This window comes from Mycobacteroides sp. LB1, from assembly GCF_013449725.1.
Classification (GTDB): domain Bacteria; phylum Actinomycetota; class Actinomycetes; order Mycobacteriales; family Mycobacteriaceae; genus Mycobacterium.
The window spans coordinates 1,762,678-1,776,083 of sequence record NZ_JACCFF010000001.1 but is presented as its reverse complement, the minus strand read 5'-3'; the positions used below and the strand labels follow the sequence as shown (position 1 = coordinate 1,776,083).

16 protein-coding genes and 1 pseudogene are annotated in these 13,406 nt (G+C 64.4%); 6 read left to right on the top strand and 11 right to left on the bottom strand.

Annotated features, from left to right (window positions below):
- The first annotated feature begins 34 nt into the window (after nt 1-34).
- Nucleotides 35-490, top strand: a complete 456-nt coding sequence (locus tag MLB1_RS08670; protein WP_180749244.1) for an AAA family ATPase — start codon at nt 35-37, stop codon at nt 488-490.
- 17 nt (nt 491-507) lie between these two features.
- Here MLB1_RS08670 and MLB1_RS08665 read toward each other — a convergent pair.
- The 3 genes and pseudogenes from MLB1_RS08665 to MLB1_RS08655 all read right to left on the bottom strand — a co-directional run.
- Nucleotides 508-1,149, bottom strand: a pseudogene (locus tag MLB1_RS08665) (DUF1361 domain-containing protein); the annotation flags it as partial.
- Between the two features lie 32 nt (nt 1,150-1,181).
- Complete coding sequence (locus MLB1_RS08660) at nt 1,182-2,135, bottom strand: alpha/beta fold hydrolase (RefSeq protein WP_180749243.1); 954 nt, start codon at nt 2,133-2,135, stop codon at nt 1,182-1,184.
- 81 nt (nt 2,136-2,216) lie between these two features.
- Nucleotides 2,217-4,052 carry an acyl-CoA dehydrogenase gene (locus MLB1_RS08655; protein ID WP_180749242.1) on the bottom strand — a complete coding sequence of 612 codons (1,836 nt, stop codon included), beginning with the start codon at nt 4,050-4,052 and terminating at the stop codon, nt 2,217-2,219.
- Nucleotides 4,053-4,300: 248 nt separating this feature from the next.
- Between MLB1_RS08655 and MLB1_RS08650 the strand changes: the two genes are divergently transcribed.
- Nucleotides 4,301-4,876 carry a DinB family protein gene (locus MLB1_RS08650; RefSeq protein ID WP_180749241.1) on the top strand — a complete coding sequence of 192 codons (576 nt, stop codon included), beginning with the start codon at nt 4,301-4,303 and terminating at the stop codon, nt 4,874-4,876.
- Here the strand turns inward: MLB1_RS08650 and MLB1_RS08645 are convergent.
- Nucleotides 4,873-6,639, bottom strand: coding sequence for a serine/threonine-protein kinase (locus MLB1_RS08645; protein WP_180749240.1), 1,767 nt, complete (start codon nt 6,637-6,639; stop codon nt 4,873-4,875). The two genes, MLB1_RS08650 and MLB1_RS08645, sit on opposite strands and share 4 nt — an antisense overlap.
- Nucleotides 6,640-6,748: 109 nt before the next feature.
- On the opposite strand from MLB1_RS08645, the gene MLB1_RS08640 reads away from it, so the two are divergent.
- Both MLB1_RS08640 and MLB1_RS08635 read left to right on the top strand, forming a co-directional pair.
- Nucleotides 6,749-7,714, top strand: coding sequence for an isopenicillin N synthase family oxygenase (locus MLB1_RS08640; RefSeq protein WP_180749777.1), 966 nt, complete (start codon nt 6,749-6,751; stop codon nt 7,712-7,714).
- Between the two features lie 96 nt (nt 7,715-7,810).
- Nucleotides 7,811-8,122 (top strand): hypothetical protein, encoded by a 312-nt coding sequence (locus MLB1_RS08635; protein WP_180749239.1) that lies wholly within the window; start codon nt 7,811-7,813, stop codon nt 8,120-8,122.
- Nucleotides 8,123-8,166: 44 nt separating this feature from the next.
- On the opposite strand, the gene MLB1_RS08630 is transcribed toward MLB1_RS08635, so the two are convergent.
- Together MLB1_RS08630 and MLB1_RS08625 are read right to left on the bottom strand one after the other, a co-directional pair.
- Nucleotides 8,167-8,880, bottom strand: coding sequence for a hypothetical protein (locus MLB1_RS08630; protein ID WP_180749238.1), 714 nt, complete (start codon nt 8,878-8,880; stop codon nt 8,167-8,169).
- A 5-nt stretch (nt 8,881-8,885) separates the two neighbouring features.
- Nucleotides 8,886-9,683 (bottom strand): crotonase/enoyl-CoA hydratase family protein, encoded by a 798-nt coding sequence (locus tag MLB1_RS08625; RefSeq protein ID WP_180749237.1) that lies wholly within the window; start codon nt 9,681-9,683, stop codon nt 8,886-8,888.
- A 28-nt stretch (nt 9,684-9,711) separates the two neighbouring features.
- On the opposite strand from MLB1_RS08625, the gene MLB1_RS08620 reads away from it, so the two are divergent.
- Nucleotides 9,712-10,200, top strand: coding sequence for a flavin reductase family protein (locus MLB1_RS08620; protein ID WP_180749236.1), 489 nt, complete (start codon nt 9,712-9,714; stop codon nt 10,198-10,200).
- Here MLB1_RS08620 and MLB1_RS08615 read toward each other — a convergent pair whose 3' ends face one another.
- Together MLB1_RS08615 and MLB1_RS08610 are read right to left on the bottom strand one after the other, a co-directional pair.
- Nucleotides 10,201-10,635, bottom strand: coding sequence for a tautomerase family protein (locus tag MLB1_RS08615; protein WP_180749235.1), 435 nt, complete (start codon nt 10,633-10,635; stop codon nt 10,201-10,203).
- Nucleotides 10,636-10,670: 35 nt separating this feature from the next.
- Nucleotides 10,671-11,366 carry an SDR family oxidoreductase gene (locus MLB1_RS08610; protein WP_180749234.1) on the bottom strand — a complete coding sequence of 232 codons (696 nt, stop codon included), beginning with the start codon at nt 11,364-11,366 and terminating at the stop codon, nt 10,671-10,673.
- A gap of 89 nt (nt 11,367-11,455) precedes the next feature.
- Here MLB1_RS08610 and MLB1_RS08605 point away from each other — a divergent pair, with 89 nt between their 5' ends.
- The gene (locus tag MLB1_RS08605; RefSeq protein ID WP_180749776.1) at nt 11,456-11,923 is read left to right on the top strand and encodes a helix-turn-helix domain-containing protein; all 468 of its coding nucleotides are present in this window, start codon (nt 11,456-11,458) and stop codon (nt 11,921-11,923) included.
- Here the strand turns inward: MLB1_RS08605 and MLB1_RS08600 are convergent.
- Genes MLB1_RS08600 through MLB1_RS08590 form a run of 3 tightly spaced genes read right to left on the bottom strand, consistent with a single transcriptional unit; the run spans nt 11,920 to nt 13,399 of the window.
- Entirely contained in the window at nt 11,920-12,534 is a 615-nt protein-coding gene (locus MLB1_RS08600) for a flavodoxin family protein (protein ID WP_180749233.1), read from the bottom strand. The two genes, MLB1_RS08605 and MLB1_RS08600, sit on opposite strands and share 4 nt — an antisense overlap.
- Nucleotides 12,535-12,545: 11 nt before the next feature.
- Complete coding sequence (locus MLB1_RS08595; RefSeq protein ID WP_180749232.1) at nt 12,546-13,085, bottom strand: SRPBCC family protein; 540 nt, start codon at nt 13,083-13,085, stop codon at nt 12,546-12,548.
- The gene (locus tag MLB1_RS08590; RefSeq protein ID WP_180749231.1) at nt 13,082-13,399 is read right to left on the bottom strand and encodes a metalloregulator ArsR/SmtB family transcription factor; all 318 of its coding nucleotides are present in this window, start codon (nt 13,397-13,399) and stop codon (nt 13,082-13,084) included. Before MLB1_RS08590 ends, MLB1_RS08595 begins: the two co-directional genes overlap by 4 nt.
- Between the last annotated feature and the right edge of the window lie 7 nt (nt 13,400-13,406).

Sequence of the window (13,406 nt, the reverse complement as noted above, 5' to 3'; positions counted from 1 at the left end):
CTGTCAACGACGCGCCACCGCATATGGTTCAGCTGTGGGACGGGTGTTGGTGACGGGCATGTCGGGAACAGGGAAGACCACGCTGCTGGAGGAGCTGGCGCGTCGTGGCTTTCACACCGTCGACACCGATGACGACGGCTGGACGCTCGCGGATGGCTCCTGGGACGCGATCCGGATGGCGGCGCTACTGGACCGCCATCCCGATGTCATCGTGTCCGGCACCGTGGATAACCAAGTGGACTTCTATGACAGGTTCGGCAACGTGGTGCTGCTCAGTGTGCCGCTGGATATCGCCCTGCAGCGGGTGAGCACCCGCGTCAACAACCCCTACGGTCGAACCGAGCCCGAGAGGATCGAGATCGCGCGGTACACCGAAGAAGTGGAGCCGCTGTTGCGTCAGAGCGCCACGGTGGAATTGGATGGGCGCCTGCCCGTGCCCGAGCTGGCGGATCGAGTCGGAGCTCTGGCAGCTCCCAGTTCCTCACCGTGAGGAGTCGCCTTTTTCTGGTCGGGCGTCTCGTCGGGAGGCGACAGTGACCACACGGTGAGGTAGGCCAGCCCGAAGAATGCGGCGACGGCCACGGCCACACCGGTATGGGCCACAAACGAAAACGGGGAGCTCACCCACTCGAGGGTGCTCGCGGCGACGGCGCCGGGACGGTGAGTGAGATCCCAGGAGTTCCAGCGCTGGAAGCGTCCGATCACCACCCCCACCGCGCACAGGCCAACGGAGATGATGACGGCTATCCAACCGGTGACCCTGCCGAAGTCACGCTGGATTCGCCTGTGCACCAACCGTAGTGACACGACGCCGAGGATGATTCCGGTCCACGCCGCGACCCCGTACTGAAGAACGTGACGCCAGAAGGCGATGCCGTCGATCAGGTGCACCAGATCGGTGACGAGATAGGGCGCGTTGGGCAGGAACACGAGCCACACCAGCCCAATCGGGATCAGCCAAATACGTCGTCGCACAGCCGAAAACGCCAACGCCGCGAAGACGGGGAGCCAGGCCAGGAACAGATTCCAGATGAGGAATCGGGTGGGATAGAACATCGGGGCCGCGGGATCGGTGACGCCGAGCAGGACCGTCAACAGGCTGGTTGCGACCAGTGAGAGAACCAGCACGGCACGTCGGGCTTCGGTCATGCGTCAAGTTTGCCCGAAAGCCGAGCGAGTTGTCAGCCGGCGATGGCCCGGATGAATCCGACGGCCGCGTCCTGTAATTGCTGTAGCCCCGGATCCTCCAGCGGATAGTGCCCGGATCGCTCCAGCGGCACCACTGTCACCGGCACCTTGGTGATGGGATCGAGCACCGGTCGGCTCAGCTCGTAGGGCGTCCAGCGGTCCTCGTCGGGCTGGGTGAGGATGATCGGACACACATCGAAATCGGCGGGTTCGATCGCCGGCGCGTAGCTCATGTACTCGGCCAGGAACTTCACGGTGACCCAGTTCGCCGCGGAGCTGCGGTCCTTCATAAAAACCTTCATCGCCGCGCGGTTGTTCGCGAGTGTGCTCATCTTCGATGCCAGCCACATGGGGTAGCGCACTCGCCGGGCCGGTGTCTTGGCCGCGAGCCGAAGGAAGGGCACGCCGACCCGAGCGGTCAGCAGATCGTGCGCGGTACCGTCGGCCACCTCGCGTACCCGCTGGTCCAGGAAAGTCATGCCGATGATCCCGCGCACCGTGTCACGCGGCGCCTTCGCAGCGACGTGGTAGGCCAGCATGCCGCCGGCGCTGAGCCCGTACAGCACGATCGGCCGCACATCGCGCCGTCGCTCATAGTCCAGGTAGTCGACCACCAGGTCCACCCAGTCGCCGTACCCCGGCACCGATCCAGGTGCCACATCGGTAAGCCCATAGCCCAGGTTGTCGATGGCGATGGTCTCGAAACCCTTGCGCGCCAGGGGTGCACCGAGGATGAGGGACATCTGCCGGCCGTTGGTGCCGACACCGTGAAGCAGCACCACCTTGACTGGTGCCGCGGGATTTGCGTACCGGTCAAGGTGTACCTGATTGCCCCGCCAGTCCCAGAACTCCTCCTGAGGTGCGGTCGAGTCGTCGAGGCGCAGCCGCTCCGGAAGGAACATCTGGAGGTCTTTCCACGCCTGCTGGTCGCGGTAGTAACGAGGCATGCAGCAACCCTATGCCGGGGGAGAAACAGACGAAGCCCCCGGCTCCCAGAAGAGGGAAACGGGGGCTTCGTTGTCAACGAATCAGAATGCGGCTTCGTCGAGCTCCATGATGTCGTTGTCGACGTTGTCGAGGATCGCCCGAGTCGAGGTCAGCTGCGGCAGCATGTTCTTGGCGAAGAACGATGCGACCGCGATCTTGCCCTCGTAGTAGGACTTATCGGCGCCGGTCGCGCCGGCGTCCAATGCCTCGATTGCCACGGCGGCCTGACGCTGCAGCAGCCAGCCGATCAGCAGGTCGCCCACGCTCATCAGGAAGCGCACGGAGGCCGTGCCGACCTTGTAGACCTGGGTGATCTCCTGCTGTGCGGCCATCAGGTTCGTGGTCATGGTCGCGGCCATGCCCTGTACGTCCTCCAAAGCCGTTGCGAGCAGTGCGCGCTCGGCCTTGAGGCGGCCGTTACCGGTCTCGCTATTGACGAACTCATCGATCTTGCCGGAGATGAAGGCCAGCGACTTGCCCTGGTCCTTGACGATCTTCCGGAAGAAGAAGTCCTGGGCCTGGATCGCGGTGGTGCCCTCGTACAGCGAGTCGATCTTGGCGTCGCGGATGTACTGCTCGATCGGGTAGTCCTGCAGGAAGCCGGAGCCACCGAAGGTCTGCAGGCTCTCGGTCAGCTTCTCGTAGGCGCGCTCCGACCCCACACCCTTGATGATTGGCAGCAGCAGATCGTTGAGCTTCACCGCATCCGAGGCCTCGACACCGTTGATGACATCGGCGGTCACGGTGTCCTGGAAGGTGGTGGCGTAGAGGTACAGCGCGCGCAGGCCCTCGGCGTACGCCTTCTGGGTCATCAGTGAGCGGCGCACGTCCGGGTGGTGGGTGATGGTGACGCGCGGCGCGGTCTTATCGGTCAGCTGTGTCATATCGGCGCCCTGCACGCGGGTCTTCGCGTACTCAAGTGCGTTCAGGTAACCGGTCGACAGGGTGGCGATGGCCTTGGTGCCCACCATCATGCGGGCCTGCTCGATGACGTCGAACATCTGCGCGATGCCGTTGTGCACCTCGCCGACCAGCCAGCCCTTGGCGGGAACGCCATGCTGGCCCAGGCTCAGCTCACAGGTGGCCGAAACCTTCAGGCCCATCTTGTGTTCGACGTTGGTGACGAAGACGCCGTTGCGCTCGCCCGGCTCGCCGGTGGTGAAGTCCGGGATGAACTTGGGCACGAAGAACAGCGACAGGCCCTTGGTACCGGGACCGGCGCCCTCGGGGCGGGCCAGCACCAGGTGCAGGATGTTCTCGAACATGTCGTCGGAGTCACCCGAGGTGATGAAGCGCTTCACGCCGTCGATGTGCCAGGAGCCGTCCTCCTGCTTGACGGCCTTGGTGCGGCCGGCACCGACATCCGAACCGGCGTCGGGCTCGGTGAGCACCATGGTGGCGCCCCAGCCGCGCTCGGCGGCGAACTCGGCCCACTTCTTCTGCTCATCGGTGGCCACGTTGTAGAAGATCTGCGCGAAACCGGCACCGCCGCTGTACATCCAGACTGCGGGGTTGGCGCCCAGGATCATCTCCTGGATGGCCCACATCAACGCGCGTGGAACCGGGCTACCGCCGAGTTCCTCGATCAGGCCGAGGCGATCCCAGCCGGCGTCGGTAAGCGCCTTGACGGACTTCTTGAAAGCCTCGGGGATGGACACCGAGTGGGTCTCGGGGTCGAAGACCGGTGGGTTGCGGTCACCCTCGACGAAGGAGTCGGCGAGCGGCCCCTCGGCCAGCGTGCGCATCTCGGAAAGGAAAGTGCGAGCGGTGTCTTCGTCCAGCTCAGGGAAGGTCTCGGATCCGAATACCTGCTGGATTTTGAAGAGCTCGAAGAGGTTGAACTCCAGGTCGCGGACGTTCGACTTGTAGTGGCCCATGTGCGTCGTTGCCTTTTCTCGTGGGGCTGTTCTGATATTCGGTTGGGTTCTTACTGCTGATTAAGTTACCCACCGGTAACAAGTGAACTATACCGCCGACCGCCGTGTGACAAAAGTCCTGGCTTTGTGGTTGTCATCACAATCTGATATCGCAGGTCAGTGGTGGTTTTCCGCTGTTCTCGTGAGTGATGTCGGTGGTGTGGTGTTGGCTTGTGCGTGCCAGCTCACAGCCCTGAGAGGAACGTTGTATGCCTGCCTTAGCTTCGCCGCCGAAACCCAATGATCGTGACGGGTTGATCGGTTTCCTGTCCCAGCAGCAAGACGCGTTTCGGATCGTGGCCTTTGGTTTGACCGATGAGCAGGCCAGGCTGACGCCCACGGTGGGAACGCTGTCGGTCGGTGGCCTGATCAAACACATCACCAATGTTCAGCACTCGTGGACCGACAAGATCATCGCTGCGCCGGGTAGTGGGTCGGCCGGTGAGCGCGCGGCCGACGAGTTCACGCTGCGTGATGAAGAGACGCTCGCGGGCGCCCTGGCGGCGCTGGCCGCGCAGAACGCCGCCACTCTGGCCGCCATCGCCGAGGCCGACCTTGACGCGGCGGTCCCGGTGCCGAGAAGCGCTCCATGGTTTCCCAAGGACCTGGACGCCTGGAATGTGCGCTGGGTGGTGCTGCATCTCATCGAGGAGGTGGCCCGGCATGCCGGGCACGCCGATATCGTTCGCGAGTCCATTGACGGCGCAACGATGTACGAGCTGCTGGCGGCCGCTGAGGGCTGGGAGCCCACGGATTGGCTCACGCCGTGGACGCCGAAGGGCTAACGGCCGTACCGCAGGATCTTCATGGTGGTGGCGAAGTTCAGCGCTGTCGCGCTGAGGGTGCCCGCCGCGTCGTTCCGGTTGGTCGCACCGCTCACCAGGATGTACACGAGTAGTCCGCGCACGACGTTGAACGACACGTGCTGCCGAACACCGTTCGCCCCTGACGGAAACATGAAGCACGATTCCGTTGTGGTGAGCTCCTTTTGGCCATTCTGGGCCGGGGGCGACTCGTCGAACTCGAATGAGCATCGCCAGGTGGTACTCGCGCCGGGGATGGTGTACGCGACGGCGTCGCACTTCTTCAAGGCATCGGATGTGCCGTCTGTGGATAGGGCATCGGATGCCGGGACAACCCTGATCAGGATTTCCCGCTGGGGTTTGTTGCGGTCGTGCAGATAGAGAGTCGAGATCTCCCGGCCTTTGGAACGTAGCGCCCAGATGGGGTCAATGGTGTTGCAGCCCGCGGGAGTTCCACCGATATTGGTGGCAGCACCGGGTGGTACCGCCGGATTGAACTCGCCTGATCTGAAGATCGGTGCCGGGTTCTTCTCCCATCCGTCGGGATAGTCGAATTGTCCGGGCAGCAAGGTGTCGAGGATGCTGTTCGGCTGTCCGGCCAGCGACTCTCCCGGCTTCACCATGGGGGCGCTGGACCCGGACTGCGTAGTGTTTTTTGTTGTGCTGTCATGGCGGGGCCAGATCACGACGGCGACGACAGCCGATGCGACCACCAGCACAGTGGTGCCGACGAGAGCCGCAATCCGCTTGTGCTTACGCAGCATTCGTGCCGAATCCGCTGCGGCAGGGGGAGCGGTGGTCTGCGCGAAGTGCGATGTCGTGGTGGGCACGGGTTGGGTCAATGTCTGCCGGTGCTGGGCTGGGTCCGTCAGGAGATGTTGTGCGGCGAGGGCGAACTCTCCGGCGCTTTGATACCGATCGGCCGGATTCTTGGCCATCGCCTTGGCGATCAACGCATCCATCGACTCGGGGACCGCGGCGAACTGTGAGATGCGGGGCGGAGGCGCCGAGAGGTGTGCGTTGATGATCGCGGGTAGGGAGCCGCCGGAGCCGAATGGTGGTTGGCCCGTCAGCATCCGAAAGAGCGTGCAGCCCAGGGCGTAGACATCGGCGCGGCCGTCGACCGCCGCGCCGGACAGGACTTCCGGTGCGGCGTATCCGATGGTCGCGGTCACGTTTCCCGCGGAGGTGACGGTGTTGCTGTCGTCGAGCGCTCGGGTTACACCGAAGTCACCCAACATGATTCGGCGATCTCCCGCGGAGATCAGAATGTTGGCCGGTTTCACATCGCGGTGTACCAGACCACGGGCATGCAGGTAGTCGAGCGCCTTGGCCACCTCGCTGACGATGTGGATGGCCCGGTTCAGCGTCATGCGGCCATTTACGGACTCGGAGTGCGCATCGCTGCCCTGGACGTACTGCATGGCGATCCACAGATCGCCCTCCGGCGTCTCGCCGCGGTTGTGCACCGTGACGATGTTCGGGTGGTCCAGGGAGGCGGCGAGCGAAGCCTCCCGCATGAACCGTGCCCGGAAGGACGGGTCGCGTGAGGCTTGGGCGTTGAGGATCTTCAGAGCCTCGGGGCGTTGCAGATTCGGATTGGCGGCGAGATACACGGTGCCCATGCCGCCGCGGCCGAGGACGCGCTCCACCTGATATCCGGATACGACCGTCCCCGATGGTAGGTCGCCGGCTTGTGCGCGCTGGCTACCCGGACCCGGTGAGGGCCTCTCCGATGACGTCATTTCCCCTGTGCGTCCCTCTCGCCCGACGGTTTGGCCATCGTACTTGGGATATTTCCTCATGACGGTCAAGACCGTGGCCGCGGTGAGGCCTGCCGAGGACCATGGAGGCATGGGTGAGCTTCCCGTCGTCGACCTATCCGGCGATCCGCACCAGCTACGCGCGAAGCTGCGAGAGGTCACCCATGAGGTCGGGTTCTTTTACCTCACCGGTCACGGTGTTGCGACTCGGCTTGTCGAGGAGGTGCTGTCGGCTGCTCGCAGACTTTTCGCTCTACCGGAGGCGGACAAAGACGCGATCGCCATGGTGCGAAGCCCGCATTTTCGCGGGTTCACCCGGCTCGGTGGAGAGCTGACAGGCGGGCTGACCGATTGGCGTGAGCAGATCGACATCGGGCCGGAACGTCAGGCGAATCTTCACGGGGACGGCGACGACTACATGTGGTTGCAGGGGCCCAACCAGTGGCCGGATGCTGTTCCCGAGCTGCGGACGGCGCTCACGGCCTGGGATGCCGCCCTTGCTGCCGTGGGGCGAAAGCTACTGCAGGAGTGGGCCATTGCCCTTGGTTCGGCGGGCGGCGTGTTTGACGAGGCATTCGGTGCCGAACCCGCGACGCTGATCAAGGTCATCCGGTACCCCGTCAGCGGGACGACCACGCAGGGGGTGGGTGCGCATCGCGACTCCGGTGTGCTGACCCTGCTCCTGGCCGAACCCGATGTCGGAGGTCTTGAGGTCGAGGTGGATGGGACGTGGCTGGAGGCGCCAGGGCGTGCGGGTGCGTTCATCGTGAACATCGGCGAACTGCTCGAACGGGCCAGTGGTGGGTATCTGCGTGCCACCCGTCATCGGGTGAGACTGACGGGGGAGCCCCGCATCTCGGTTGCCTACTTCTTCAATCCCAGGCTTGACGCGCGCATCCCCACGCTGGAGTTGCCACCGGAGTTGGCGGGCCGGGTGCGAGGTGTCACGGTCGATCCCGATGATCCGATTCACGCGACGTACGGCGCCAACGCGTGGAAGAGCCGGCTGCGGGCCCATCCCGATGTGGCCAGCGCGCATGGACACGTAAACACCTAGCCTCCTGGCGATCCTCTGGTTCCGCTCCGCGAACCGCCGATGCGCGTAATACTCGGGCTGTGGCAAACTATCGCCATAAACCGAGGAGGAGGAACCATGCGGACAATCTGTTCGATGGCTGCGGGGATCGGACTGGCGGCGATGATGTTCGCTGCACCCATCGCGTCGGCAAACCCGGGGGAGGGCCCCGTTGCGGTCCAGTGTCAGGTGTATGCCGACAACAACTTCGGCCCACCTGGTTTCGGTCCGGGAAGCATGCCGGGTATGGGCTTCGGCATGAAGCAGTGGGCCGGCGCCGTGATTGGCCGCGGAAGTAACGAGGCCGAGGCGCGACAGGATGCGGAGCGGCAGATGTGGGGCCCGTACGGTATGGCGCCCGAGCTCCGCGACTGCGTGCCTGCAGCGTAGTCAGCGAAACAAGATCACGGCAGACGCGAATTTGTAAGCAACCCTCAGCGGGGGGCGCCGATTCCGTCGCGCAGCTTACGGATCGTGAGTCCTAGTACGCCCTCGCCGGGTCGGGGGTCATCACCCGAGGCGTTCACCGACACCACTCGTCCTTGGACGATGCCGTAGTACGTCAGGTACCGGAAGTCGAAGCTGCCACGGCAGTGCGATTCGACGGCGATGAGATCGTCCGCCGGAACCGGCGGGACCGGCTGGTGTGCGGTATCCGTGCACTTGATGCCTGCACTGTCTTGATCGGGGCATTGCGCGAGCCGGGTGCGGATGGCGGAAAGGTCCTTCCAGGTACCCGCCTCGGCGATCATGATCGTCAGACTCGCCCCACCAGGAGGGCCCATGTTCGAGAGGTGCAGTTGCGCCGGGGTATCTGCGGCAGGTGGCTGCGCGGGCATCGCACCCTCGGGATCGCACGGCGCGGCGGTCGCCTCACCGGGGCTCGCTGTGGTGAATACAAATTCGGCCCGGGCGATCCCGCCGTCGTGGGTGGGCACGGTGAATCCGGGCGGGTACTCGGAGGGGTCGGGCAGATAGGCGGCGAGATCCATCGGCGGTCTCGCGACCGTCGGGCTTGTGGGTGCCTCGCCGGCCACCGGAGCGTGCGCACGCGGCCAGATGAGGGTCACGGCCAAGACGGCGCCGGCGGTGGCCAGCAGCAAGGCAAGGCCGGTCAGCACATGCCGGGTGGGGCTCTGGGCGCTCACGGGCGCTAGATGCTGCGGGCCTTGAACTGGGGCTCGGTCTTGTCGATGCCGGCCTTACGCGCGATAGCGAAGTTGGGTCCGCGCATGAGCCGCAGCTGCAGGCGGCGTTCCAGCCCGAAGGCTCGCCGCGGCACCATGGACCAGGCCTTGTCGAAGAGGGTTTTGGTGGCCGCCACCGAATCGGGGGAGCGGGACAGAATCTGGTCGATGAGTTCCCGCGCATCCGCCTCGGGGTCAGCGCTCACCTGGGTGACGAGTCCGATCTCCTTGGCGTAGAAGCCGTCGAACGTCTCGCCGGTCATCGTCAGCCGCTTCGCGATATCGATCCCGATCAATTGACTCAGCGTGACGCTGCCTGACATATCCGGAATCAGACCCCACTTTGCTTCCAGGATCGAGAACTCGGCGTCGGGGGTGGTGAACCGGAAATCGGCGCCCAGCGCCAGCTGCAGCCCGCCTCCATAGCAACGGCCGTGGATGACGGCGATCACCGGAATGCGCAACCGCCGCCACGCCCAGCACGCTTCCTGAAAACCATTGGTGCCCAGCCAGGGCAGCGGAATGAAGTTCGCGACGATGCGTGCCGGCTCCTTCCCGGCGGCCGCGAAATCCAGCCCGGTGGAAAATGCGTCCCCCTCACCGGACATCACCACCACCCGAATCGAGGTGTCCGCGGCAATATGGCGGGCGACGGCGGTGAGCCCGTTGAGCATGTCGATGGTGAGTCCGTTGAGCTTCTCGGGGCGCGCCAAGGTCACGCGGGCCACCTGGCCATCGACGCGTAGGGTCACATGTGACGTCATGGAGCAAGACTAGAGGTGACAACCATTTATGACGAGCGATACCAGTTTGGACGCGGCCACGCTGCGTGAAGCGTTCGGACACTTCCCGACCGGCGTGGTCGCGATTGCCGCCGAGATCGGCGGGACGCGAACCGGATTGGCAGCCAGCACCTTTGTGCCGGTGTCTCTGGACCCGCCGCTGGTGGCGTTCTGTGTGCAGAATTCCTCGACGACCTGGCCGAACCTGCGGGTGGCCCCACGCCTGGGTATCAGCGTGCTCGGGGAGGCGCATGACGACGCCGCCCGGACGCTGGCTGCCAAGACCGGCGATAGGTTCGCCGGGCTCGACACCTCGACCACCGACACCGGTGCGGTGTTCATCGGCGGCACCACGGCCTGGCTCGAGACGTCCATCGAGTCCGAGGTGCCCGCCGGTGACCATGCGATCGTCATTCTCAACATCCACGGGTTGACCGTGCACTCCGCTGTGGCGCCGATCGTTTTCCACCGCAGCAAGTTCCGTAAGTTGCTCAGCTGATCAGACGTTGACCGGGTAGGGGTCGGATCTGTTGGTTCGAGCCCACTCGCGTTCGGCCTCGGAGTTCATTGGCGGCGGCACCAGCCCGTTGATCATCCAGAGTTCCTCGCTGGTCTCGTCGATATGGAACTCCCAGTGCAGGTCCGCCTTGTCCATATGTGGTGCAAGCACGCTGCCGATGTACTGGGTGATGCGCTCGCGCCCGGCCTTGTCGGGCAGGGTGCGAGCGATGTGATCCACGACGATCCGTACTGCTGTCTCGGTTCGTTCACCGCCAACGTAGAAGTCGGACGGTTCAATCTCCTTGAACACCGTGACCACATAGAACCGTGGGAGCCCCACCGCGACGTATACCTTGGTGATGCTCTTGGCGAGTTCGGATTTCTCGTTGCCGGAAAACACATTTGGCGTGTGATAGATCGTCCACAGCGGCATGGCTTGCTCCTCACTGTCGCTTCCGTAAGTAGTGGTCAGTGGCCGGGGCGGTAGGCGAGGTTCTCGACGGGGCCGGACAGCAGCGACTTGATCTGCGTCGTGAGGTCGTCGGTCAGTACTTCGTTATCGCCCTTGTCCAATGCGTCCATGATTCGTTCGGCGATCACGCGCGGTGGTGTCTTGGGAACGTCGAGCACTGACACCATGTCGGTGTCGATGAACCCGGCATGGACGCCGAGCACGTGGGTGTTCTGCGGTTCCAGCTCCAGGCGCAGCGAGTTCGTCACCGACCAGATGGCGGCCTTCGACGCCCCATAGGCGCCGGATCCGCCCAGCCACGAGAGCACCGAATGGATGTTTACGATGGCTCCGCCACCGTTGGCCTTGAGGATCGGGGCGAATGCCCTGACGATCCGGAGTGGACCGAACACGTTGGTCTGGAAGGTTGCGTCGATGCCGTCGAAGTCACCGGTGAGAAGCGAATCGGGATGGAGCACACCCGCGTTGTTGACCACGATTTCGACGTCGGAGAGGTCGTGGGCCAAGGCGCTTACCGATGCCTCGGAGGTCACCTCGAGTTGTTTGGTCACCACGTTCTCGCGCGGGTCTTCAAAGGGTTCGCGCGCAGTGCTGTAGACCTTGCGCGCTCCGCGGGCCAGCACCTCGTCGACGATCGCCGCGCCCAGACCGCGGCGTCCTCCGGTGACCAGAACTACCTTGCCTTCGATCATGCCTCACTCCTAACTAACGATTACGTTAGTTAGAACGGTAGCGGCCCTAGCTGGATAACGCAAGCGTTAGTTACAATGTGCTGGTGACCATGGAATTCGAGGGAGTGCTGCAGGACCGCTCGCGGTGGAACACCGGCGCGTGTTCGATCGGGAAGGCGCTAGACCTCCTCGGGACCAAAACCGCATTCTTGATCGTCCGCGAATGCTTCTATGGCTCAACCCGATTCGACGATTTTTCGGGACGAATAGGGGTGTCTGCGCCTGCGGTATCCCGCGCACTCAGGCAACTGGAGGCCGCGGGGGTCATCGCGAAGGTGCCCTACCGCGATCCCGGTCAGCGGGAGCGAGACGGGTACGTCCTGACCCAAATGGGTGAGGATCTCCTCCCGGTGCTCATCGCCCTGCTCAAGTGGGGAGACGAGTACTTGCAAGACGGTCACAAGCCGCTGGCCTTGATCGACAAGAAGACCGGTCGGGAAGTCGAGGTGCAGGTGACGTCCCGGCCGGGTCAACAGGTTGCCGCAGGCGGTATCGAGATTCAGTGGGCGGGTCGTTAGACGGCTGCCGCAAGCCGTCCCGCGACCAGCTGCCGCGTCACGGTGGCGACGCGTTCCCCCAGGTGGCGGCAGGTCTGCAGGTCGGCGGGATGGACTTGGTCCGCATTGGCGTCGACATCGGTCTGTGCACCCGCGCCCAGCCAGAAGCCGAGCCGGTTGAGATCGTGCTCGCTGCCGGCGGCGCTGTTCCATCCGGCGCCGAGTCCGAGGCTCACCCAATGCATATGGTGCTGTGCGGCGAATACGGCCAGCGAGGTCAACGCATGCAGCTTGTCCCCGGCCTTGGCGCCGGAATTCACGAATCCCGCAGCCACCTTGTCTTGCCAGGCCCCGGCCTGGCATCGCCGGCCCGTCTTTTCGGCGAAGGCCTGGAAACCCGCGGCCACGTTTCCCATGTAGACGGCGCTGCCGAAAATCAGGGCATCCGCGGAGTCCACGGTGTCCCAGTCGGCGTCCGTCATGGAACCTGCAGAAATCAGTGTTACATCTGCGCCTCCGTCGCGGGCGCCGTCGGCGACGGCATGGGCCAGGGTGGCGGTATGGCCGAAACCGGAGTGGTACACGATGGTGACGCGGGGTCCGTTGTTGCCTGGAAAAGCACTGGGGGACATGGTTATTCCTTTCAGTTCGCCGCGTCTGCGGCAATGAGGGCGGCGATTTCCTGATAGCGCTGTCCCCATTCCGGCATCGGCTCGCCGTCGAGGTAGGCGATGAGGCGGTCGAAGAAGGCATGGGTTCCCGGGCGGAAACCGTTGGCGTGCTGCACGCTCAGACCGCGGTGAGTGAATCGCAGCAAGGTCCCGTCGCCGTCGGCGCTCAGCTCGTATCGGACCACGCTATGCGCGGGTTCTGATCCTCTTCGCGCATGCGGCTCATCGAGGATCGCCTGTTTCCACTCGTGTTCGAGGACGTGCGGCGGCTCCCAGACCAGAACGCGACCGGTAACCCGCTTGGCCTCGGTTGGCAGGGGTGGACCGGACGGGACCATCTGGAATTGCCCGCCCGTGCGGGTCTCCAAGGTGGTCTCGCCGATCCAGGCGCGACGCTGTTCGGGGTCCGCGATTGCCGACCACACCGTCTCCACCGGGTAGGGCAGGCGCCGTTCGAAGGTGAGGGCGGCGCGGTCGCCATCCACGGTGAGTTGTCCGAATCGGTTGTTCACGGTTTCTCCTTGTGGGTGCGCGCCAGGTGCTTTTCCAGTGCGTCGAGGTGGGTGTTCCAGAAGTGGCGGTATTGCTCGATCCATTCGTCGATCTGCACCAGGCCATCGGCGCGCAGTGCGTAGATCCGGCGCTGCGCGTCCGGTCTGACTTCCACCAGGCCCACTTCGCGCAGTACTCGCAGGTGTCGCGAAACGGTGGGTTGGGTGAGGCCGGGCAGTGTCGCGACGAGCTCCCCAGCTGTGCGTTCGCCGGTGGCCAGGGCATCGAGCAGCACGCGTCGGCTTGGTTCGGCGACCGCTTCGAAGACGTCCATGACGCCA

What these genes read in the sequence shown, in the direction of transcription:
- MLB1_RS08660 (WP_180749243.1), bottom strand. Translation starts at nt 2,135, where the DNA reads ATGCCTCGTTACTACCGCGACCAGCAGGCGTGGAAAGACCTCCAGATG.
- MLB1_RS08655 (WP_180749242.1), bottom strand. Translation starts at nt 4,052, where the DNA reads ATGGGCCACTACAAGTCGAACGTCCGCGACCTGGAGTTCAACCTCTTC.
- MLB1_RS08650 (WP_180749241.1), top strand. Translation starts at nt 4,301, where the DNA reads ATGCCTGCCTTAGCTTCGCCGCCGAAACCCAATGATCGTGACGGGTTG.
- MLB1_RS08645 (WP_180749240.1), bottom strand. Translation starts at nt 6,639, where the DNA reads ATGACGTCATCGGAGAGGCCCTCACCGGGTCCGGGTAGCCAGCGCGCA.
- MLB1_RS08640 (WP_180749777.1), top strand. Translation starts at nt 6,749, where the DNA reads ATGGGTGAGCTTCCCGTCGTCGACCTATCCGGCGATCCGCACCAGCTA.
- MLB1_RS08635 (WP_180749239.1), top strand. Translation starts at nt 7,811, where the DNA reads ATGCGGACAATCTGTTCGATGGCTGCGGGGATCGGACTGGCGGCGATG.
- MLB1_RS08625 (WP_180749237.1), bottom strand. Translation starts at nt 9,683, where the DNA reads ATGACGTCACATGTGACCCTACGCGTCGATGGCCAGGTGGCCCGCGTG.
- MLB1_RS08620 (WP_180749236.1), top strand. Translation starts at nt 9,712, where the DNA reads ATGACGAGCGATACCAGTTTGGACGCGGCCACGCTGCGTGAAGCGTTC.
- MLB1_RS08615 (WP_180749235.1), bottom strand. Translation starts at nt 10,635, where the DNA reads ATGCCGCTGTGGACGATCTATCACACGCCAAATGTGTTTTCCGGCAAC.
- MLB1_RS08610 (WP_180749234.1), bottom strand. Translation starts at nt 11,366, where the DNA reads ATGATCGAAGGCAAGGTAGTTCTGGTCACCGGAGGACGCCGCGGTCTG.
- MLB1_RS08605 (WP_180749776.1), top strand. Translation starts at nt 11,456, where the DNA reads ATGGAATTCGAGGGAGTGCTGCAGGACCGCTCGCGGTGGAACACCGGC.
- MLB1_RS08600 (WP_180749233.1), bottom strand. Translation starts at nt 12,534, where the DNA reads ATGTCCCCCAGTGCTTTTCCAGGCAACAACGGACCCCGCGTCACCATC.
- MLB1_RS08590 (WP_180749231.1), bottom strand. Translation starts at nt 13,399, where the DNA reads ATGGACGTCTTCGAAGCGGTCGCCGAACCAAGCCGACGCGTGCTGCTC.